Origin of the sequence: Propionibacterium acidifaciens (assembly GCF_003798325.1) — a bacterium.
Classification (GTDB): Bacteria; Actinomycetota; Actinomycetes; order Propionibacteriales; family Propionibacteriaceae; genus Propionibacterium; species Propionibacterium acidifaciens.
In genome coordinates, this window is sequence record NZ_CP033719.1 from 538,369 (window position 1) to 558,811 (window position 20,443).

Consider the following 20,443-nt stretch of genomic DNA (forward strand, 5'->3'; position numbering starts at 1 on the left):
AAGGACGTCGTCGTCATCCCGAAGTCGACGCACCGCGAGCGCTCATGCAGAAGGACGTCGTCGTCATCCCGAAGTCGACGCACCGCGAGCGCATGGCCGAGAACTTCGACGTCTTCGACTTCGAGCTGGACGCCGAGGACACGGCCGCCTTCGCCGCCCTGGACGACGGCACCCTGCCGCGCATCTTCGACCATTACGACCCGAAGGTCGTCGGCTGGCTGGTGCGCGACCTGGTCAGGACCCAGCAGCTGGGCGGCGGCACCCTGTACTGAGCGGTGGACGAACGGGGCCGGGGCCCGACCTGCGTTGCGCCGTCAGGACCCGCGATGAAGCAGCAGGATGAAGCAGCAGAAGGTGGGAGGGAGCATGAAGAAACGTCGTCTGGGCAGCCTGGAGGTCTCCGAGACCGGGATGGTCTGCATGGGACTGTCCCACGGCTACGGACGGATCCCGCCCGAGGAGGAGTCGGTCGCGACGATCCGCGCGGCTTACGACGCCGGCTGCACCTTCTTCGACACCGCAGAGGGCTATGGAGCAGCTCTTCACGGCGCCGGGCACAACGAGAAGCTGCTCGGTGACGCCGTGCGGGGCTTCCGCGACTCGGTGACGCTGGCGACCAAGTTCCACTTCATGGGAGACGCCCCCGAGGGCACCGACGGGGTCGAGTCCTGCATCCGCGACCATCTCGCCCGGTCGCTGAAGAACCTGCGAACGGACCACGTCGATCTCTACTATCTGCACCGCGTGAACCGCAGGGTTCCGGTGCAGGCGGTTGCCGATGTCATGAGCAGGCTCATCGGCGACGGCCTCATCCGACGGCCTCATCCGGGGATGGGGCCTGTCACAAGTGGACGTGAACACGCTCGCCGCGGCGCACGCCGTCACCCCGGTCTCGGCGGTCCAGAATCTCTACAACATGCTCGAGCGCGACTGCGAACATGAGGTCATCCTGTTCTGCCTGGAGCACGGCATCGGGGTCGTCCCCTTCTCACCGGTCGCCTCCGGCTTCCTCTCGGGCGGAGTCGACGCGGCAACGGATTTCTCGCACGCCGATGACGTGCGGAAGTTCGTGCCCCAGCTCTCCGCGCAGAACATCAGGGCGAACCAGCCCGTCCTCGAGCTGTTGGAGCGCTGCGCAATCGCGCACCGGGCGACCAAGGCGCAGATCGCGCTGGCATGGATGCTGGCGAAGTACCCGAACATCGTGCCCATCCCGGGCTCGAAGCGCAGGGAGCGCGTGCTGGAGAATCTCGGCGCATGCGACGTGGAATTCTCCGACGTGGAGTTCCGCGAGCTCGACGCCGCCTTGGATGCCATCGAGGTGCACGACCATCGCGGGCAGGTCGAGTTCGACGGCATGACCATGAGGGAATGGAACCGGTGACAGACCGGCCGTTCCATGGACAGAGCACCTTCCGGGCACAGGAGAAGGCATGAGCACAATCGTCATCACCGGTTCGTCGTCGGGCATCGGCAAGGCCACGAGTTCGGCGATCTCCCCGGTCCGGCCCGCCAGGGCCGGCGGGCTCAGAACACGAACTGCACGAGCAGCATGTAGACGATGGTGCCACCAGCGATGGAGACCAGCATCTGCCGCCTCCACAGGTGAAGCCCCACCGTGACAGCAATCCCGATCACCTCAGGGACCCCGTGACCGCCCGAGACGAGGGAGACGTCCTTGAGACTGTAGACCACCAGCATGCCGAAGACCGCTGCGGGCAACGCCCGGCCGAGGTAACGGACGAACTCCGGCGTCCGCCGCCCGCGGCCGAACGCGAGGAACGGCAGAAAGCGCATGGCAACGGTGCCGAGGACGCAGATACCGACGGTCCAGACCTGCTGGGCAGGACTCACAGCAGACCTCCCTCGACCTCGATCGGCCTGCGCGGAGCCATGAGCAGCACCAGGATGCAAACCATCGTGGGCACGACGAACGAATCGGCGCCGAAGACGAGCCGGCATCCCGCCGCCGCGCCGACGCCGATGAGCGCGGTCCAGTGCCTGCGCTCCTTCAGCCACTGGTCCAGGAAGATCACGACGAACATGGCCGTCATCACGAATTCGAGACCCGAGGTGTCGAAGGCCACGAGCGAGCCGGCCACACCGCCGATGGTGGCGCCCGAGACCCGGTAGAAGTGGTTGAGCAGGGTGACGAAGAAGTAGAACCAGCCGCGGTCCACGCCCTCGGGGATCCGCGCCGAGTAGTTGATGGAGAAGGTCTCGTCGCACAGCCCGAAGATCAGGTAGGCCTTCTTCCAGCCCATGCCCCGGTACCGGTCGAGCATGGCGATCCCGTAGAACAGATGCCTCGCCTGCACCATGCAGGTGATGGCCATGACCTGAACCGGTGCGAAGGGGGCGAGCAGCATCGAGACGGCGACGAATTCCAGGGAGCCGCCGAAGACGGTCAGGCTCATGAGCATCGGAACCAGAAGCCGAACCCCGACACGTTCATGTACACGCCGTAGGCGAACCCCAGGAACCAGAACCCGGCGAAGATGGGCAACGTGCAGGGGAACACGGCCCTGAACGCCCTCGCCCCGGCTCCCGATGCCACTGGCCACTCTTCCCCGCCGCTGCGGCGCCCGCCTCCCCGGCGGGCCCGGCGGCACCCGGCATGGCAGATTACCCCTGATGCGCCAGACATGCGGCGGCGGTCCAGCCATGGGACACGGGACAGCCGCCGCGCCGAGACCATGACGCCCCGCGATCGCGATGACGAACTGCCGCCGGCCATGCCGAGGCCGCCTGCTGCGAGTGGCCCGCCGCCCAGCAGGGCGAGCCGTGCCTCGTGGCGGCCGCCCCGGCGCAGCCACGACCGTCGCCCCCAGAGCACCGACCCCGCCTCAAGCGGTTCGGGCTCGTCCTCGACCTCCTCCGCCGCTGCGCGGCGCTGCCGCTTCGTGCGGATCACGCGGTCGAGCAGACTGGTCCGGAAGGAAGGATTTGACCAAGTCTCTCCGAACCAGGGAAGACATTCTCGTCAGGAGAATGCCCCTCACCGGGCCACGTGACAGCAAGCCACTCGCCATTACGGATGACAATCGTTCCCTCGGCCCCATCAGCACCCTTTGCCATGTATCGGAAACGAGGGGAAACGCCATTGCTCGACATGATCGCACCCATTTCTTGCTGACCCCAGCGGTCAGCGCATGATTTGAAGAGATCAAATCAGACCAAGGACGGAAAATCTTGAAGGATGCCGGACGCGGGCTACGACAGACAGAAACGCGACGAAGTACGGCGACGATGCCTGTGAATCACTGAGTCCGCATGTCCTCCACTCGCCTTCGATGAGAGTCAGGATTCAGTCCATGACGTCCCCGGTGGGGATGCCGGGTCGGTCGGTGGAAGCGATCCGGTCCCATGCGGCCCTTCGACCGGCTCACGCCGAGCGACGCGGCGCAGGGAACCGCTGAGGATCGCCGGGCAGTTCCATTCGGTCCGGCACCGCCGGGGAAGGGAGCAACGGGTCCGAACACAGCTCTTCATCTGGGATGTTCATGGCGGACGCAAGCAGGGTGCCGAGCCGACGAGCATCCTTCAGGCGCTCTCCCTCCTGGGCCCACGCGTCGAAGGAGATCCGGATGTTCTCATCCTTGGTGATGACGTCCAGCACCAGTCCTGCGGCCCTGTCGGCGCCGGTGCGCACGTAGCGGATGTCGGCAAGTGGAATCTGTCTTTCGATGATGCCCTGGCTGTTGACGCCGCTCTGGGACGAGAGGAAGAAGTGCTCGGGCGTGACACCGAGATACGCATTGCCGTGGATGAGATGCTCGGTGTCATTCACATCGGCGAGCGCCAGCAGCCTCGTCCCCTCCGGCAGAACGTACTGCAGGATCCGCAGCAATTCCTTCGGAGCGGTCCCGTCCTTGAACACTGCCAGGGCCGGTTGCGGCAACTCGCCGATCCGGTGGGGACGGTTGCGGAGAACCGCCACCTTTTCGGCCAGCGCTTCGGCCAGTGGTGCGATGTCGTGGCGGTCCGTACCTCGACCGGCGCCGAGCTTGAACGACCGCCTGCCGGGCAGTGCGGCCACCAGGCGGGCCCGCCGCTCGAGGGCCTCGAGCAGCTCCGCGATGCGCCCCATCGCCTCGTCGTGCTCCTGTTGGGTCGTCTCCACGAGGGAAGTCAGCAGCTGCTGATTCTCAGCGGCGTGGTCCTCGTCGTAGGCGATGGAGGCGGCTCGCAGCACCCGGAAGCGGAACCAGGAACCCTCGGCCATGAGAAGCCCATGGGCGTCGGCGATGATCTCCTCGCCGTGCCCCTGGAGATACTCATTGCGACTCCTGGCATTCGGACTGAGGGCCTTGACGTGGCCCTTCACGTAGTCGTCGAAAACATGGCGCTCCGCGCGCAGGTCGGCCTCCCTCGTCTTCACGGCACCGTAGATGTGCTGGTTGACGAAGCCCACCATCTGGGCCTCCTCCACCGCACGGACCGTGGTTTCGTACAGGCCGAGCAGGGTGTTCCAATGGTCCTGACGCAACTCCTTCAGAACCTCCTGGGTGAGTTCGAGGTTCTCATCAACCCGGCGGGAGACGGAGGCCAACTGCATCTGCAGGCTCAGGAGCGCGGCTGCGGGCCCGAGCGAGGACAGCAGGGTGGCGGCCTGCGCACTGGTCGCCGGAGCCCACCGTATGACGTGCGAGAAACCGTGGCCCTCGGTGAGGACGCCCAGGTTCCAGCCCCCTGACTGCACCGGAACCGCGGTCTTGAGCGCCTCCAGCGTCTGGGGTGCGAGCCGGACCAGCCCCTGCGCCGGCAGCGCGCCCTGGACGCCTTGGACCCCGGTATTCACCAGCCCGGCACCGATCGCGAGCCGGTCGGTCAGTCTCTTCGTCGTCTCGGTGCCCATCATGCTGAAGGGGATCAGTTCCATCTCGGACGGGGGCCTGTCCGCGAAGAGGACGGCCATGCCGGCCCCGACCTCGACCAGCGCGGTCGTCGGATCATCGCGGGACGCGGGATCGGATCGAGAAGACGCGTCGTTCGGCAGGGGCATGCGGATCCTCCTTGATCAGTCAGGGCAACGCACGACAGAGCCCCACCACTGACACGGCGGAGCCCTGAGTGGTCAGGCAGTCACTTCGACATCCTCATCGAAACCGGGGAACTGCTCAGGGTTGAGTAACGATATCACGCACGTGCCCGATCGAGCAGGGCCCGTCGACCACGGCGGCAGGGGCTGCTCGCGCCGGCTCACCACTAGCCAGTGCCACAGCAGGCATGTGACCGCCGCGCCGATGCGGCCCATGCGGTGCCGCTCTCCACCACGACTTGTTACTATGTCAGAGATAAATTTTCAATACCTTCACACCCCTGCCACTCCCTGAAGAGTCCCGGAGGCGTGAAGCAGACCAGGAGGGGCTGCACTCATGAGGAAAAAGCTTTGTTATCTGTTGAGCGCGATCCTCGCGTTCGGCATCGTGGCACCGGGCGGGACGACGACAGCGACCGGGCTGGGCAACTCGATCCCCGCCCAGGTGCTCCAGCAGGGGGCCCCGGCCGACGATTCCGACTCGCTGTCGACGTCCCAGCCCCGCGCGGCCCTCTTCGACGCCGTGACGGTCACGGTGGACGACGAGGCGGACCTGCTGGCCGCCATCGCCGCCGCGACCGACGGCGACGCGACGACGATCAAGCTCACGGGCGACATCGCCCTGACCGGCACCGTCACGATCCCCGCCGGCAAGGTCATCACCATCACGAACGCCGACGGCGCGGCGCCGACCGTCACGGGCAGCGCCAAGCCGTTCGTCCAGGTGGCGGCCGGCGGCACGTTCACCCTCAGCGGCGACGTGACGCTGGACGGCCAGGGTCGGGAGAACAGCTTCGTCCGCACAGAGGGCTCCTTCACCCTGGACGGCGCCACCCTGCGCAATCTGCTGGCCTCCCGGCAGGGCGCCGACGACCAGAACGTGGGCGCTGTGATCGCCTCGGGCGGCGATGCCACGTTCACCATGGCGAGCGGCCTGATCACCGACACCACGATCGAACGCGATCATGGCGCGGCCGTCTACGTCCGCGACGGCGCCACCGCGACGATGAGCGGCGGCACGATCACGAACACCACGATCGACAACCAGTTCGCAGGATCGGTCCTCATCGACGGGGCAACCTTCACCATGGAGGGCGGCGAGATCTCCAACGGCGCAGCCGGGGATCAGATCCAGACCTCCGGCGGCGTACTCGTCCTGGCGGTCAACCCGAATGGGGCCGCCGCCGACAATGCCATCGAGTCCACCTTCACGATGAACGGCGGCACGATCACGAACTGCTCGGCCCCGCATGGCGGCGGCGTCTACGTCTACGGCGGCTCCGCCGGCTACCGCGACTTCTGGTCGAAGGCGCACTTCACGATGAACGGCGGCACGATCTCCAACTGCCAGGCGACGGGCCTGACCACGGCCACGGGTGAACTCTCCGACGGCGCTGGCGGCGGCGTCTACGTCGAGAGCGGCAGCGACTTCGTCATGAACGACGGCGCCATCACCGGCAACACCTCCGTCGGCGTGGGTGGCGGCGTCGCGACCTACGACACCTTCGTCGCCTACTTCCACAAGACCGCCTACGAGGACGCGCCCGGCCGCTACTACGACATCGTCTACAGCCAGTGGCCCAGCTTCTTCCCCGCCTCGTTCACCATGAACGGCGGCACGATCTCCGGCAACAGCGCCCGGATGGAGGAGACGACGCAGACGGACAGGGGCTGCGGCGGCGGCGTCTACGTGGCCTCCAGCGAGGTGCGCATCAACGCCGGAACCATCGAGAACAACACCGCCAGCAAGCAGGGCGGCGGACTCTACGTCGGCTCGGTGCCCTACACCCTGTACATCAACGACTCCCTCATCACCGACAACGAGGCCTCCGTGCTCGGCGGCGGCGTGTGGTTCTGCCCCACCGGCGAGGCCAGCATCAACGTGAACAGCGGTACCGCCCTCTACGGCAACACCGCCACCGGCGCCGGCGATGACGCCTCCATCGTGCGCTTCCCCGACAACGAGAAGAAGACGGCCGCGACAATCTCCGACCGCATGCTGGGCGGCGGCCTGGCCGACTGGCACCTGGACGGCGCGACCCTCGAAGCCGACGCCGATAACTCGGTCGGTGTGCCCGACCCGGACGTCGCCCGCTACTCCACCGACACGGCCGGCCAGACGGCGGTCTCGGGCATCACCGACGACCCGGCCTCCTACGAACTCAAGGCCACCCCGAGCGAAGAGGCCATCGAGCTCTCCTCCGGCCTCGCCACAGTGACCATCCGGAACAACTCATCCACCCGCGGCGGCGGCATCGGCTCGAACGGCAAGGTCGTGCTCGGCAACGAGCACGAATACACCGAGAGCCTCACCGTGACCAAGCACTGGGACCCGGGCCAGACCGCGCTCAGCGCACCCGAGAACGCCACGGTCTGGCTGACCATCGACGGCCACCGTGTGGAGAGCGCCGTGCTCGATGAGTCGAACGGCTGGACCCACACCTTCGAAGGCTTGCCGCTGAACTCCGGCGCCACCATCGAGGAGGACGCGCCGGAGGGCTGGACCGCGAATTACCAGCGCGAGTACAACCCGGACACCCGGGTGATCTCCATCGTCGTGACGAACGAGGCCGTCGAGGCCACGCCCGCGCCGACTCCGACACCCACCCCGATGCCCGCGCCGACTCCGACACCCACCCCGATGCCCGAGGTGACGCCGACTCCCGATGCGCCGACGACGCCTGAGGAGACGACTGCTCCGACGCCGGGAACGTCGCCCACGACGAGGCCCGCCAGGATGCCGCGAACCGGTGAGGACGCCCTCGAAGGACTGTTCGGGGCCGTGGCGCTCGTCGCCGCCTGCGCCGGCGTCCAGGCGCTGCGCAGCCACAAGCGCTCATGACCCAGGGTGACGGCCGGGTGCGGGACAGCGCCCCGCACCCGTTGGTGTCCGACTGCGGAGTGTGCGTCCTGTCCGCGGTGGCGATCCTGGTGATCGGTCTCGTCCTCGGACGCTCCCGATCGAGCGCCTCGCTGTGAGCACGGGACGCCGCGCGGCCGGAACTGTCTGTCCTTGTCGAAATCGGATACCCGGGTGATGGGCAGGGCGCCGCGCGGCCGGAGCCGTCCCCGCCCGCGCCATCGGACAGGAACGGACCGGCAGGGTCCGGGCGGGCGAGCGGCCCTCACGGGCACCAGGACGGCGACCGCCGCCACCTGGATGGATGGTGGATGGCGTGTCGGCCCGCCCTCACGAACGTTTCGGCGGCTCCTGAACGGTCCCGGCGAGGGCTCCCTCGTCCGGACGGACGAGCGGCCCCACGAGCTCGTGCGGCCGGTAGGGCTCCTCGAGGCGCGCCACCTCGTCGGCGGTGAGCCGCACGTCGAGGGCGCGCACCGCGTCGTCGACGCGGCCGGGCCGCGAGCAGCCGACGACGGGGGCGGCGACCCCCTTGGCCCAGTGCCAGGCCAGGGCGATGTCGGCCATCGGCACCCCGCGTCGGGCCGCGAGCTCGGCGACGCGGGCGACGATCGGCAGGTCGGCCTCGCGCTCGCGGTCGTACTTGCTGCGCATCGTGACGTCGGTGGTGGCCCGGACGCTGTCCGCGTCCCAGTCCGGGCGCGCGAGGTGACCGGAGGCGAGCGGGCTGTAGGGCGTGAGCGACATGCCGTACCGGCGGCACACGGGGATCATCTCCCGCTCGTCCTCGCGGTAGAGCAGGTTGTAGTGGTTCTGCATGGACGCGAACCTCGTCCAGCCGTGCCCGTCGGCGACGACCTGCATGGTGTGCAGCTGGTAGGCGTACATCGCGCTCGCCCCGATCGCGCGGACGCGGCCGCCCCGCACCAGCGCATCGAGGGCCTCCATGGTCTCCTCGACGGGGGTGTCGTAGTCGAAGCGGTGGATGATGTAGAGGTCGAGGTGGTCGGTGCCCAGCCGCCCGAGGGTGGCGGTGATCTCCCGCTCGATGGCCCGGCGCGACAGGTGCCCCTCGTTGAAGTAGACCTTCGAGGCGAGCACCACGTCCTCGCGGTTGACGCCCAAGTTCTTCAGCGACTGCCCGATGAACTCCTCGCTCGTGCCGTGGGCGTAGACGTTCGCCGTGTCGATGAAGTTCACCCCCAGCTCGAGGGCCCTGGCGATCACCGCCTGGGTTGCGGGCTGGTCGATGACCCACTGGTGGAAGTCCGGGAAGACCCGGCCGAAACTCATGCCCCCGATGCACAGCCGCGGGATCGTGATGTCCGTGGCGCCGAGTCGCGTGTACTCCATTACTCCTCCTCGAGCCGCCCCGTTCCGCTCTCCGGCCGACGGCGCCGCGGACGCGGCACCGGCCATGTCACGCGGCCACGGTGAGATAGTCGCCGTCGTCGATGAGGAGGGCGTCGAGCACATAGTAGCCGCCGACGTGCGCGAGCCCGTATCTCTGGCAGCAGGACCCCTGGTACTCGCTGGACGAGTGGACGAGCACGACCGGATCGCCGTGCCCCTGAGCCAGGTATCCCGCCATGACGGAGTCGGGGATGTAGACCGTGTCCATCCAGACGGGTCGGCCCTCGGACCCGCCGTCGACTGTGCGCCGGTACGTGGGGCCGACGGGCTCCGCTGCCGAGCAGGAGGAGCGCCGCCCCCAGCAGAGGTCGTCGGGGAGATCCTGGGGGGCGACCTCGGTGAACTGCTCCGCGAACGACGCGGAGCTCCCCCACTGGAGCAACGGCGTGTCCTCGTCGACGAGGGTCGTGGCCTCGCGCTTCGGATCCGAGTCCTGGGAGAGGGGGGCGTCGATCCTCAGGGCGCGGGTGACCTCGGGGAAGTAGAGGCTCTCGTCGTGAAGGACCGCGTCCCGGTCCTGCCCCCACTTCCAGGTGCCGGCATCGGCCCCGTCCTTCATCTGGTAGAGGACGCAGTGGAGCGCCAGGTTCTCCGGGTTCCCCGGTCCGGCTCCGGCGAGCAGCCGGTCGGCGCGGTCGAGCGCGCCGCGGATGTCCACGTCGCCGGGGTAGAGCAGTTCGAGATCGTTGCGACTGGCCATCGTCGCGCCGAACACCCTCTGCGGGTCGCCACCGTCGTAGAGGTCGCTCACCATCACCTCGGACTCGTCGATGGTGTCAGCATTGGTGGAGACGGGCGCCGGCAGGTCCAGCGCATCGGCGATGCTCCGGTACGTGTCCGCGATGATCTCCGGCGCCTGGTAGCTGTCCCTGAAGGACGAGATGCCGGCGTCCACCGGGCCATCGGGCACCTTGTACATCGGCCGCTCGTGCGTCGCATAGTCGGCCTCGACGTGGAAATCGCGTCCGTCGTGGCGCGCGGTGAAGACGACCGCGTCGTCGACCGCCGTGCGGGAGGGGTCGTCGTCCATGTCGGTGCTCCCCCGGTGGCCGGTGATCTCGGGTTCGAAGCCGTACTTGTCGCGGCAGTGGTCGACGACCGCCTGCTGCGCCTGCTGCGCACGCCGGGCGTTGTAGGCGCTCATCCGCACGCGCTGCGAGCAGTGCTGCGACGTGCAGAGAGCAAGGGAGAGGAGCAGGGCGGGGAGGAGAACACCGACCAGGACGATCGCGACCACGAGGAGAGCACGCCGCCTCGACCGCCTCGCCGCCGCCATGCGTCCCCCGTTCCGAACAATGCCCCGGATGGGCAGTGAAAACTCTTCACGTTCACGGGATTTTCCGGCGGTGAGGAATGACATTCCTGACCGGGAGGCTCATTCAAAACCCTTGTCGGACCCAACCCTGACCACGATCTTTCCTTGATGACGAGTCAGCTTTGAATGCCCCTCCGGGAATCAGCCTCCCGACCGGTCCCCATGAGATCCTCGCGAGCAAATCATCTTGAACATTACTCGACAAGATTCCAGAAGTCAAACGCCATGACTCGTCGGACCATGGGAATCATTCCCGGAGGTTTGCTCACAGAAGCTTGTTCACAGCACGACGGAAAGGAGTCCTGACAAGGGGGAGCGCTCGTGCGAACGACTCCTGTGAATGAGCCTCACCGCATCTGTCTCCGGGGGCACGACAAGGGACGACGCTTCTGCACGGGGTTTCCGCGAGGCTCGTCCACGGCATCCGCGGCGGACACTCCGACCGGGGACGACCATCATGATCGGGCCCCTGCGAGCAGGCCCCCGAACAGCTCTCGCAGCACCGTCGGCACCGTCGGATGAGGCTGCGGCGAGCCGGAGAGCTTCCGAGCCGCCCCGCGGACGAGCCCCCGTGATCTCGTCGGGCCGCGGACCCGTGGGGAGCCCGCCCGCGGGCTCACAGCTCCTGCCCGAGCGGGACAGCGCCCCATCACGACACGGCCGGGGCCGCGACGGCGAACCAGCAGTCCCGGCTCACAGCTCCTGCCCGAGATAGCGCCCCGTCACGCTCGCCGGGTTCGCGGCCACGTCCTCCGGCGTGCCCGCGCAGACGACGGCGCCGCCCGCCCCGCCGCCGCCGGGGCCCATGTCCACGACCCAGTCGGCGTCGGCGATCACGTCGAGGTCGTGCTCGACGACCACGACCGTCGCGCCGTTCCGCGCGAGGCCGTCGAGCACCCCGAGCAGCGTCCCCACATCGAGCGGGTGCAGGCCGATGGTCGGCTCGTCGAACACGAGGAGCGCGTCGTCCTGGCGTCTGCCGAGCTCACCGGCGAGTTTGAGCCGCTGCGCCTCGCCACCCGAGAGCGCTGGCGTGGCCTCGCCCAACGTGAGATAGCCGAGCCCCAGGTCGTGGAGCGTCCGCAGACGCGCGGTCACCGTGCGCATGCCCCGCGTCAGCACGAGCGCCTGGTCGACGGTGCAGGCCATGAGCTCGGGCAGCGAGACCGCCTCGGGGACGGCGCGCGCACGGGACCCGGGGGCGCCCGTCGCAGCGTCCTTCGCGCGCTTGACCGGTCGGCGCACCCGCCCCGCCTCCTCCGCGTAGCGCGCACCGCCGCAGTCGGGGCACGGGACGTCCACGTCGGGCAGGAACTGCACGTCGAGCGTGATGGTGCCCGTGCCGTCGCACGTCGGGCAGCGCAGGGCGCCGGTGTTGTACGAGAAGTCCCCCGCCCGGAGGCCGCGCGCCCTGGCGTCCTCGGTGCGCGCGAAGGCGCGGCGCAGCTCGTCGAGCACGCCCGAGTAGGTGGCCACGGTCGAGCGCACGTTGACCCCGATGGGCGCGGCGTCGATGATCCTGGCCCGTCCGATGCCGTCGGCCGCCACGCTCCTGACGTGCGCCGGGAGCGGCTCGCCCGCCGCGCTCGCCTTCAGCGCCGGGACCAGGCTCTCCAGCACGAGCGTCGTCTTGCCCGAGCCCGAGACGCCCGTGACCGCCGTGAGCCGCCCGCGGGGGATGCGCACCTCGAGCGGCCCGACGGTGTGCAGCGGCCCCGTGGTCAGGTCGATCGATCCCGCGGCGAACATCTCGGCGGTAGGGACGCGGCTGCGCACGCGCACCGTGCGCTCGCCGGTGAGGAACGGGGCGATGCGCGACGCCGGGTTCCGCCCGACCTCCGCCACGGTGCCCTGCGCGATGATGCGCCCGCCATCGGCGCCGGAGGCCGGCCCGACCTCGATGAGATGGTCCGCCCGGCGCAGCACGCGCACGTCGTGATCCACCACCACGACCGAGTTGCCGTCGGCGAGCAGATCGTCCACCACGCCCAGCAGGCCGTCGACATTGGCGGGGTGCAGGCCGATCGAGGGCTCGTCGAGCACGTAGAGCACGCCGGTCGTGCGGTTGCGCACCGCCCGCGAGAGCTGCACGCGCTGGAGCTCGCCGGTCGAGAGCGTGACGCCGGCGCGGTCGAGCGAGAGGTAACCCAGCCCCAGCTGCTGCAAGCGCTCCATCGGCTCGGTCATCTCGTCGAGGATCGCGACCGCCATGGGGCGCACCTCGTCGGGCAGCGACGCGGGCACGCCGCGCACCCAGTCGGCCAGCTCGTCCAGGGTGAGCGCGGTGGCCTGCGCCAGGTCGATGCCGCGCACCGTCATCGAACGGGCCCGCTCGTTGAGGCGCGTGCCGCCGCAGTCGGCGCACGGCCCCACCGTGAGGAACTTCTCGACGCGCCTCATGCCCTTCTCGTCCTTGACCTTGGAGAGCGCGTTCTCCACGGTGCGGACCGCGTTGTAGTAGGTGAAGTCCATCTCGGCGAAGGTGTCGCCCTTCTTCGCCCGGTAGAGGATGTGCCTCTTCTCGGCCGGGCCGTGGAGGACGATGTCGCGCTCCTCCTGCGTGAGCCGGTTGAACGGCACGTCGGTGCGCACCCCGCACGCGCCGCAGACCTGCTTCATGAGATCCCACATGAGGGTGCCCCACGGGGCGACGGCGCCGTCATCGATGGAGATCGACTCGTCGGGCACGAGCGTGGACTCGTCCACGACACGCGTGACGCCCGTCCCGCCGCAGGTGGGGCAGGCGCCCTCGGAGTTGAACGCGAGCTGCTCGGCGCCCAGGCCGTCGAAGGCCGTCCCGCAGGCGGGGCAGGTGTAGGGCACCATCCGGGCCTCGTTCATGCCCGGTGGGACCTCGGCGCCGCAGTGGGGGCAGGTGTAGGCGCCCGTGCGGCTGAAGAGCGGACGAAGATGGTTGAGCAGCTCGGTCGCGGTGCCGAAGGTCGAGCGCACGCCCGGCACCGCGGGCCGCTGCCGCAGCGCCAGCGCCGCCGGCACGTGCCGCACCTCGTCGACCTGCGCCCTGCTCGCCTGCCCGATGCGTCGGCGCGTGTAGGTGGAGAGCGCGTCCATGTAGCGGCGCGAGCCCTCGGCGTAGAGCACGCCCAGCGCCAGGCTCGACTTGCCCGAGCCCGACACGCCCGCGATGCCGACGAACTCGTTGAGCGGGACGTCGACGTCGACGTCCTTGAGGTTGTGGACGCGCGCACCGCGCACCGCTGTCCGGTCCGGCGCGCGTCCGCGCCCGGCTCCACCGGGGTTCCGACTCATCGTCTGCACTCCTCTCACCGAAAGGCGCCGCCCCTCCTCAGATGCCCCGCCTGGGCCCGAGCCCGTCGCCGCCCCTCCTCCGGTCCTGGCCCCGACGGCACCGGCCGGGGCCCGTCCCATCCACGGCGGCTCGTGAGCGTCATGCGACGAGCGCGACGCACACCGCCATGATGGCGAATGCACGACGTCTCGGATGCGCAGGCACGGCAGCCTCCCATGACCTGCAGACGGACAGGCGCATGCGCCTGTCCGGTTCCCACGTGCGATGCTGCCACCTTAATCTCACGAGGCGACCGGACGGCGCCTCCTCATGCGCCCCGCGCGCAGACGCCGTCTGGTGGGATGCCTGCGTGGGAGGCAGAGCATCCTGCCGCCCATGCCGCCGGAGCCACCGGCCCCGCGAGCAACCGGGGCGCACCGGCACTCATGCGCGCTCCGGGCCGGCGCCCATTGCCTCCCCCGGTCCGGAAGCGGCGCAACTGCTGGCGCCGGCAGTCCGGGCGGTGGCCTCCTGTACGCCCTCATGAGCGTCCAGCCATTCGGAGGATATTCGGGCCATGCAGCAATCCCCGCCGTTGTCGGCGACGAACGCGTAGCGGTCACGCGCGGCCGAGAGGTCGCCGCGCGCCTCCGCGAGCAGTCCGCGGCGACGTTCCGCGCCCACCTGCTGCTGGCGTGTGGAGCTCAGGGCATCCATGGCCCCCAGAAGCTCGTTGCAGTGTTGCCAGTCCTTGTCCTCCAGGGCAAGGTCGAAGTCGATCCATGCGAGAAGCAAATGGGCGGTCCTGCGCAGCCGAACCGATGCGCGCCCGTTCGAGCAGAGGACGGCAAGGGCGGCGACCCGCCCGCGGACGTTCGCCAACGCGTCCCGGTCGTCACGATGCTCTGCAACGACCGCGCGCACGTTGCAGGCCAGAAGCCTGTTGGACAGGCTCAGTCCGGGGGAGGATTCCGCCTCGTCCGCCCACTGGAGGGCGATGTCGTCGTATCCGAGCTGCGCCGAGCACATGGCGTAGAGCACCTCCCAGGTTGGCCTCTCGCGGCGCCTCGTGCGTTTCCCCATCAACAGGGCCGTTGCGTCGAGCATCTTCCGGGCGCAGCAGTCGGCAGACAAGATGCCCAAGAGCCCGTCGACGTTGCGCCTGCTGAGGACGACCGAGGCGAACGAGACGCCCAGGCACACCACCGCGTACACGGCGAGCCCCTCGATGTCAGGCGCTCGGACGACAGTGGGGACCGCGCAGACAATCAGCACGAGGACGGCGCCGATCACGATGCGCCGATGCCTGCCGAGGAACCTGCGCACGGCCTCCTGCGCGTTCGCGTACGCATAGGGCGAAGCGGTGCGGATGGGCTCGGAACGTCTCGGCATGGCGTCACACTCCTTCCGGGGCGGTGAGTGGGCCCCGCTCGCCGGCCTCTGCCGGCCGCCCACCAGACCGGACCGGGAGGGCGGCCGGGCCAAGATGGTCTTGAATTCTTGCTTCTGGGCGCGGACAGGTTTCGCCGCGTCCCGGTTCCCGGCCTGCCCGGTCAGCACCGAGCGCATCCTGGCATCCCGCCAGTCGGTCAGCCCTTCCTGCACGGTCCTCTCCGTCCGTTCGACCATCTTCGCGATGATGCCGGTGGCGACTCCTCCGGAGACGTACATGGTCGCCTCGGCCTTCATCCCGACGAGCACGTGACTGCCGGACCATTTCCTCCGCCCGACCAGGACGGCGGTTTCTTCGGGGCGACCTCGCCCCGCATGTCCCGATCACGTCCGGAACGACGCATGAAATCCACGAAGAATGCGGCCCTGTCTCGCGTCGGCCACGTCTACTCCCACTCGATGGTCCCCGGCGGCTTGGAGGTGCAGTCGAGCACGACGCGGTTGACCTGAGGGCACTCGTTCGTGATGCGGGTGCTGATGCGCTCGATGACCTCGTGGGGAAGACGCGACCAGTCGGCGGTCATCGCGTCCTCGCTGCTCACCGGGCGCAGCACGACGGGGTGGCCGTAGGTGCGGTGGTCACCCTGCACGCCCACCGAGCGAACGTCGGCGAGCAGCACGACCGGCATCTGCCAGACCTGGCGGTCCAGGCCGGCCGCGGTGAGCTCGGCGCGGGCGATCGCGTCGGCCTCGCGCAGCAGGTCGAGGCGCTCGCGGGTCACCTCACCGATGATGCGGATGCCCAGGCCCGGGCCGGGGAACGGCTGGCGCCGCACCATGGACTCGGGCAGGCCGAGCTCGGTGCCGACGGCGCGCACCTCGTCCTTGAACAGGGTGCGCAGCGGCTCGACGAGCTCGAACCGCAGGTCGTCGGGCAGGCCGCCGACGTTGTGGTGGCTCTTGATGCTGGATGCGCCGTCGCCACCGCCGGACTCGACGACATCGGGGTACAGCGTGCCCTGGCACAGGAAGTCGATGCCCTTGTCACCGGCGATCCGACGAGCGGCGGCCTCGAAGGAGCGGATGAATTCGCGGCCGATGATCTTGCGCTTGGCCTCCGGATCGGTGACGCCGGCCAGGGCGGCCAGGAAGCGCTCCGACTCGTCCACGACGACGAGGTCGACGCCGGTGACCGCGACGAAGTCGGTGCGCACCTGCTCGGCCTCGCCCTTGCGCAGCAGCCCGTGGTCGACGAAGACGCAGGTGAGCTGGTCGCCGATGGCCCGTTGGACGAGCGCCGCGGCGACGGCCGAGTCGACGCCGCCCGACAGGCCGCACAGGACGCGTCGGTCGCCGACCCGTTCGCGGATGGCCCGCACCTGCTCGTCGACGATCGACGAGCTGCTCCAGGTGCGGTGGCAGCCGGCGATGTCGTGGAGGAAGTGCTCGAGCACCTGCTGGCCGTACTGCGAGTGCAGCACCTCGGGATGCCACTGGACGCCGGCCAGCCTCCGGTCGAGGTCCTCGATGGCGGCCACCGGGGCACCGTCGGTGCGGGCGAGCACGGTGAAGCCGGCGGGGGCCCTCGTCACCGAGTCGCCGTGGCTCATCCACACCGAGGAGTCGGGGGCCATGCCCTTCAGCAGACGGCCCGGCTCCTCGACCGTCACGGCGGTGCGGCCGTACTCGGAGTCCCCGGTGCGCTCGACCCGCCCGCCCATGGCGTCGGACATGGCCTGGAAGCCGTAGCAGATGCCGAGGACGGGGACGCCCGCCTCGAACAGCGCGGGGTCGACCCGCGGGGCCCCGTCGGCGTACACCGAGGCGGGGCCGCCGGACAGGATGACGGCCGCGGGTCTGCGCGCGAGGATCTCGTCCACGGACGTGTCGTGGGGGACGATCTCGGAGTAGACGTGTGCTTCGCGGACGCGCCGGGCGATCAACTGCGCGTACTGCGCGCCGTAATCGACGACCAGCACGAGATCATGGCTCGTGGGCATGCGACGGATTCTAGTGCCCGGACCCCGCGCCCCGGCTCGACCCCGCACCAGACCCCTGCCCCGTCGTGAACGTCAACACGCCGGCAGGCCTCACACCCCGCGCCCGAGCTCCACCCCCTGCTTCCCACCTCACTTTCGTGCTCGCACCCGGGATACATCCGAGGTGCGAGCACGAAAGTGAGGTGGGAGCGCATACGTGAGGTGCGGACGACGGGAGCCGCCGGGCCGGACGACGGGGCCGGCGGACGCGACGGGCACTAGGGTTCAACCATGATCTACAACGACGTGACACAGCTCGTCGGCCGCACCCCGCTCGTGCGCCTCAACCGGGTCAACGGCACCGGCGCGACCGTCCTGGCGAAGCTCGAGTACTGCAACCCGGCCAACTCGGTGAAGGACCGCATCGGCGTGGCCATCGTCGAGGCGGCCGAGGCCAGCGGCGAGCTGCGGCCCGGCGGCACGATCGTCGAGGGCACGAGCGGCAACACCGGCATCGCTCTGGCCATGGTCGGCGCTGCCCGCGGCTACCGCGTCGTCCTCACGATGCCCGAGTCGATGAGCCGCGAGCGGCGCGCCATGCTGCGCGCCTTCGGCGCTGAGCTCGTCCTCACCCCGGCCGCCGAGGGCATGAGGGGCGCCGTCGCCGCGGCCGAGCGCATCGCCGCCGAGCGCGGCGGCGTCCTGGCCCGCCAGTTCGACAACCCGGCGAACCCGGCCGCGCACTACGCCACGACCGGCCCCGAGATCTGGACCGACACCGAGGGCAGGGTCGACGCCGTGGTCGACGGCGTCGGCACCGGCGGCACCATCAGCGGCACCGGGAAATACCTCAAGGAAAAGAACCCCGCCCTCCGGGTGTTCGCCGTCGAGCCCGACGAGTCGCCGCTGCTCACCAAGGGCCAGGCCGGCGGCCACGGCATCCAGGGGCTGGGCGCCAACTTCGTCCCGGCCAACTACGACGCGAGCGTCGTCGACGAGGTCCTCACTGTCAACACCCCGCACGCCATCGACATGGCCCGCCGGCTCGGCACCGAGGAGGGCATCGTCTGCGGCATCTCCTCGGGCGCGTCCGTCGCCGCTGCCCTCGAGGTCGCCGCGCGCCCCGAGTTCGCCGGGCGGACGATCGTCGCCATCGTCTGCGACTTCGGCGAGCGCTATCTGTCCACTCCCCTGTTCGCCGACGTCATGGACGGCTGAGCCGGCAATCCCGCGGTCGCCCCGGCGGCGCGATGGACGACCGGCGTCACAGGCGCACGACCGCCGTGCGCTCATGGGCCGAATGAGCGATGACCCCGCGCCCGGGGATCCTGGCCCATGGTCCGGCCGGCCGCACGGGCGCGGAGGACGACGCCCCGCGCCACGAGGTCCAGGGCCAGGGCCCGCCGTGACCGATGACCTGCGGGCCGTCGGAGGCCGCGATGCCCGCGTCGGCCCCGGACGCCCCCGGACCGGGCGGACGCTGGAGGCATCACCGCGGGCGGCCGGCCGCTGCGCTCCGACACCGGCCGCTGCTCCGACAACGGTCGAGCCGGTCCACGTCGGGCGTCCCGGTGCGGCCGCCGGGGCGGCGGGTCAGGCCCGCTTCGCGATCTCCGTGTGGTGCCGCACGACCTCGGAGACGATGAAGCCCAGCAGTTTCTCGGCGAACTCCGGGTCGAGGTGCGACTCGGCGGCCAGCTCGCGCAGCCGCGCGATCTGGACCGCCTCGCGCCCCGGGTCGGAGGCGGGCAGCCCGAGCTCGGCCTTGAGCTCGCCGACGCGCTGGGTGATCTTGAAGCGCTCGGCCATGATGTGGATCACGGCCGCGTCGAGGTTGTCGATCGAACCGCGCAGCCGCGTGAGCTCGGGCGGGGCGTCGAGGGCCTGGTCGCGTTCATCGCTCATGTCACGAGCCTAGTGAATGGCACGGGGGCGGCCCGTCCCGGCCGCCGAGGAGGGGCCCGGCGGGTGGCCGGGTCAGCGGATGACCAGGTCGATGCGCTGGAACTCCTTGAGGTCCTGGTAGCCGGTGGTCGCCAAGGCCCGCCGCAGGGCGCCGACGAGGTTCATCGTGCCGTCGGTGACGGTGCTCGGCCCGAGGAGCACCTCCTCGAGGGAGCCGACCGAGTCGTAGCGGACGCGCCGCCCGCGGGGCAGCGTGGCGTGCCAGGCCTCGGCGCCCCAGTGCCAGCCCTTGCCCGGGGCCTCGACGGCGCGGGCCAGCGGGCCACCGATCATGGCAGCGTCGGCGCCGGAGGCGATCGCCTTGACGATGTGGCCGGAGGTGCCCATGGCGCCGTCGGCGATGATGTGGACGTAGCGACCGCCCGACTCGTCGAGGTAGTCACGGCGCGCCTCGGCGACGTCGGCGATGGCCGAGGCCATCGGCACCTCGATGCCGAGCACCTGACGCGTCGTGCTCGTGGCGGCGCCGCCGAAACCGACGAGGACGCCGGCCGCACCGGTGCGCATGAGGTGGAGGGCGGTCTGGTAGCTGGCGCAGCCGCCGACGATGACGGGCACGTCGAGGTCGTAGATGAACTCCTTGAGATCGAGGGGCTCGCCCTGCTCGCTCACGTGCTCGGCCGAGACGGTCGTACCGCGGATGATGAAGAAGTCGACGCCGGCGCTCTCGACGACCGAGGCGAACTCGGCGGCGCGCTGGGGCGACAGGGCGCCGGCGACCGGCACGCCGGCGGCGCGGATCTCGTCGAGCCGGGTCGTGATGAGCTCGGCCTTGATCGGCTCCGCATAGATCTGCTGCATGCGCCGCGTCGCCTCGACCTCGTCGGTGATGGCGGCGAGCTCGGCGAAGAGCGGCTCGGGGTCCTCGTAGCGGGCCCACAGGCCTTCGAGGTTGAGCGCGCCGAGGCCGCCCAGCCGGCCGAAGGCGACGGCGGTGGCGGGGCTCATGACGGAGTCCATGGGGCCGGCCACGAGCGGGAAGTCGAACTCGACGGCATCGATCTTCCACGAGAGGTCCACCAGCTCGGGGTCCCGCGTACGCCTCGAGGGAACGATCGCCACGTCGTCCAGCGAGAAAGCCTTCGGCGCGCGCTTGCTGCGTCCGATGTCGTACATAGTCCTCCGATCGCGGTCTGCGAGGACAAATCTACCGGCCCGGGCCCCGGTCGGGCCGTCCGGGGGACCACGTGGGCGCCGAATGGGCGAAGAGGCAAGGTTATTCGCCCGC

Annotated in this window: 16 protein-coding genes; 6 read left to right on the forward strand and 10 right to left on the reverse strand. The window is 69.8% G+C overall.

Going from position 1 to position 20,443, the window contains the following annotated elements:
* Positions 1-44 precede the first annotated feature (44 nt).
* The 3 genes from EGX94_RS13635 (at position 45) to EGX94_RS14005 (ending at position 1,384) form a co-directional block, all read left to right on the forward strand.
* Positions 45-272 (forward strand): hypothetical protein, encoded by a 228-nt coding sequence (locus EGX94_RS13635; RefSeq protein WP_021797098.1) that lies wholly within the window; start codon positions 45-47, stop codon positions 270-272.
* A 67-nt stretch (positions 273-339) separates the two neighbouring features.
* Positions 340-942: an aldo/keto reductase gene (locus EGX94_RS14000; protein WP_021797073.1), complete on the forward strand. Its 603-nt coding sequence runs from the start codon at positions 340-342 to the stop codon at positions 940-942.
* Positions 854-1,384: an aldo/keto reductase gene (locus EGX94_RS14005; protein ID WP_231386082.1), complete on the forward strand. Its 531-nt coding sequence runs from the start codon at positions 854-856 to the stop codon at positions 1,382-1,384. The genes EGX94_RS14000 and EGX94_RS14005 overlap by 89 nt, the downstream gene beginning before the upstream one ends.
* Before the next feature lie 143 nt (positions 1,385-1,527).
* On the opposite strand, the gene EGX94_RS02390 is transcribed toward EGX94_RS14005, so the two are convergent.
* The 3 genes from EGX94_RS02390 to EGX94_RS02400 all read right to left on the reverse strand — a co-directional run bounded on the left by EGX94_RS02390 (position 1,528) and on the right by EGX94_RS02400 (position 5,005).
* Positions 1,528-1,854 (reverse strand): branched-chain amino acid transporter permease, encoded by a 327-nt coding sequence (locus EGX94_RS02390; RefSeq protein ID WP_021797072.1) that lies wholly within the window; start codon positions 1,852-1,854, stop codon positions 1,528-1,530.
* Complete coding sequence (locus EGX94_RS02395; RefSeq protein ID WP_196807738.1) at positions 1,851-2,417, reverse strand: AzlC family ABC transporter permease; 567 nt, start codon at positions 2,415-2,417, stop codon at positions 1,851-1,853. The genes EGX94_RS02390 and EGX94_RS02395 overlap by 4 nt, the downstream gene beginning before the upstream one ends.
* Before the next feature lie 968 nt (positions 2,418-3,385).
* Positions 3,386-5,005, reverse strand: coding sequence for a hypothetical protein (locus tag EGX94_RS02400; protein ID WP_021797090.1), 1,620 nt, complete (start codon positions 5,003-5,005; stop codon positions 3,386-3,388).
* Positions 5,006-5,378: 373 nt separating this feature from the next.
* Here EGX94_RS02400 and EGX94_RS02405 point away from each other — a divergent pair, with 373 nt between their 5' ends.
* Entirely contained in the window at positions 5,379-7,883 is a 2,505-nt protein-coding gene (locus tag EGX94_RS02405; RefSeq protein WP_021797077.1) for a Cna B-type domain-containing protein, read from the forward strand.
* A complete protein-coding gene (locus tag EGX94_RS13270) occupies positions 7,880-8,020 on the forward strand; it encodes a hypothetical protein (protein WP_155944957.1) in 141 nt (46 codons plus the stop codon). Before EGX94_RS02405 ends, EGX94_RS13270 begins: the two co-directional genes overlap by 4 nt.
* A 211-nt stretch (positions 8,021-8,231) precedes the next feature.
* Here the strand turns inward: EGX94_RS13270 and EGX94_RS02410 are convergent, their stop codons facing one another.
* The 5 genes from EGX94_RS02410 to guaA form a co-directional block, all read right to left on the reverse strand.
* Positions 8,232-9,254 (reverse strand): aldo/keto reductase, encoded by a 1,023-nt coding sequence (locus EGX94_RS02410; protein WP_021797064.1) that lies wholly within the window; start codon positions 9,252-9,254, stop codon positions 8,232-8,234.
* A 67-nt stretch (positions 9,255-9,321) separates the two neighbouring features.
* Positions 9,322-10,551 carry a hypothetical protein gene (locus tag EGX94_RS02415; RefSeq protein ID WP_043120885.1) on the reverse strand — a complete coding sequence of 410 codons (1,230 nt, stop codon included), beginning with the start codon at positions 10,549-10,551 and terminating at the stop codon, positions 9,322-9,324.
* Between the two features lie 771 nt (positions 10,552-11,322).
* On the reverse strand, positions 11,323-13,899 hold the full coding sequence (locus EGX94_RS02420; RefSeq protein ID WP_051245326.1) for an excinuclease ABC subunit UvrA: 2,577 nt from the start codon (positions 13,897-13,899) through the stop codon (positions 11,323-11,325).
* Between the two features lie 424 nt (positions 13,900-14,323).
* Positions 14,324-15,580, reverse strand: coding sequence for a hypothetical protein (locus tag EGX94_RS02425; protein WP_021797075.1), 1,257 nt, complete (start codon positions 15,578-15,580; stop codon positions 14,324-14,326).
* 137 nt (positions 15,581-15,717) lie between these two features.
* Positions 15,718-17,271: a glutamine-hydrolyzing GMP synthase gene (gene guaA, locus EGX94_RS02430; RefSeq protein ID WP_021797067.1), complete on the reverse strand. Its 1,554-nt coding sequence runs from the start codon at positions 17,269-17,271 to the stop codon at positions 15,718-15,720.
* Positions 17,272-17,541: 270 nt separating this feature from the next.
* Between guaA and cysK the strand changes: the two genes are divergently transcribed.
* Entirely contained in the window at positions 17,542-18,468 is a 927-nt protein-coding gene (cysK, locus tag EGX94_RS02435; RefSeq protein ID WP_021797088.1) for a cysteine synthase A, read from the forward strand.
* 375 nt (positions 18,469-18,843) lie between these two features.
* Here cysK and EGX94_RS02440 read toward each other — a convergent pair whose 3' ends face one another.
* Both EGX94_RS02440 and EGX94_RS02445 read right to left on the reverse strand, forming a co-directional pair.
* Complete coding sequence (locus EGX94_RS02440; protein ID WP_021797094.1) at positions 18,844-19,155, reverse strand: chorismate mutase; 312 nt, start codon at positions 19,153-19,155, stop codon at positions 18,844-18,846.
* Between the two features lie 72 nt (positions 19,156-19,227).
* The gene (locus EGX94_RS02445) at positions 19,228-20,331 is read right to left on the reverse strand and encodes a GuaB3 family IMP dehydrogenase-related protein (RefSeq protein WP_021797091.1); all 1,104 of its coding nucleotides are present in this window, start codon (positions 20,329-20,331) and stop codon (positions 19,228-19,230) included.
* Positions 20,332-20,443: the final 112 nt, after the last annotated feature.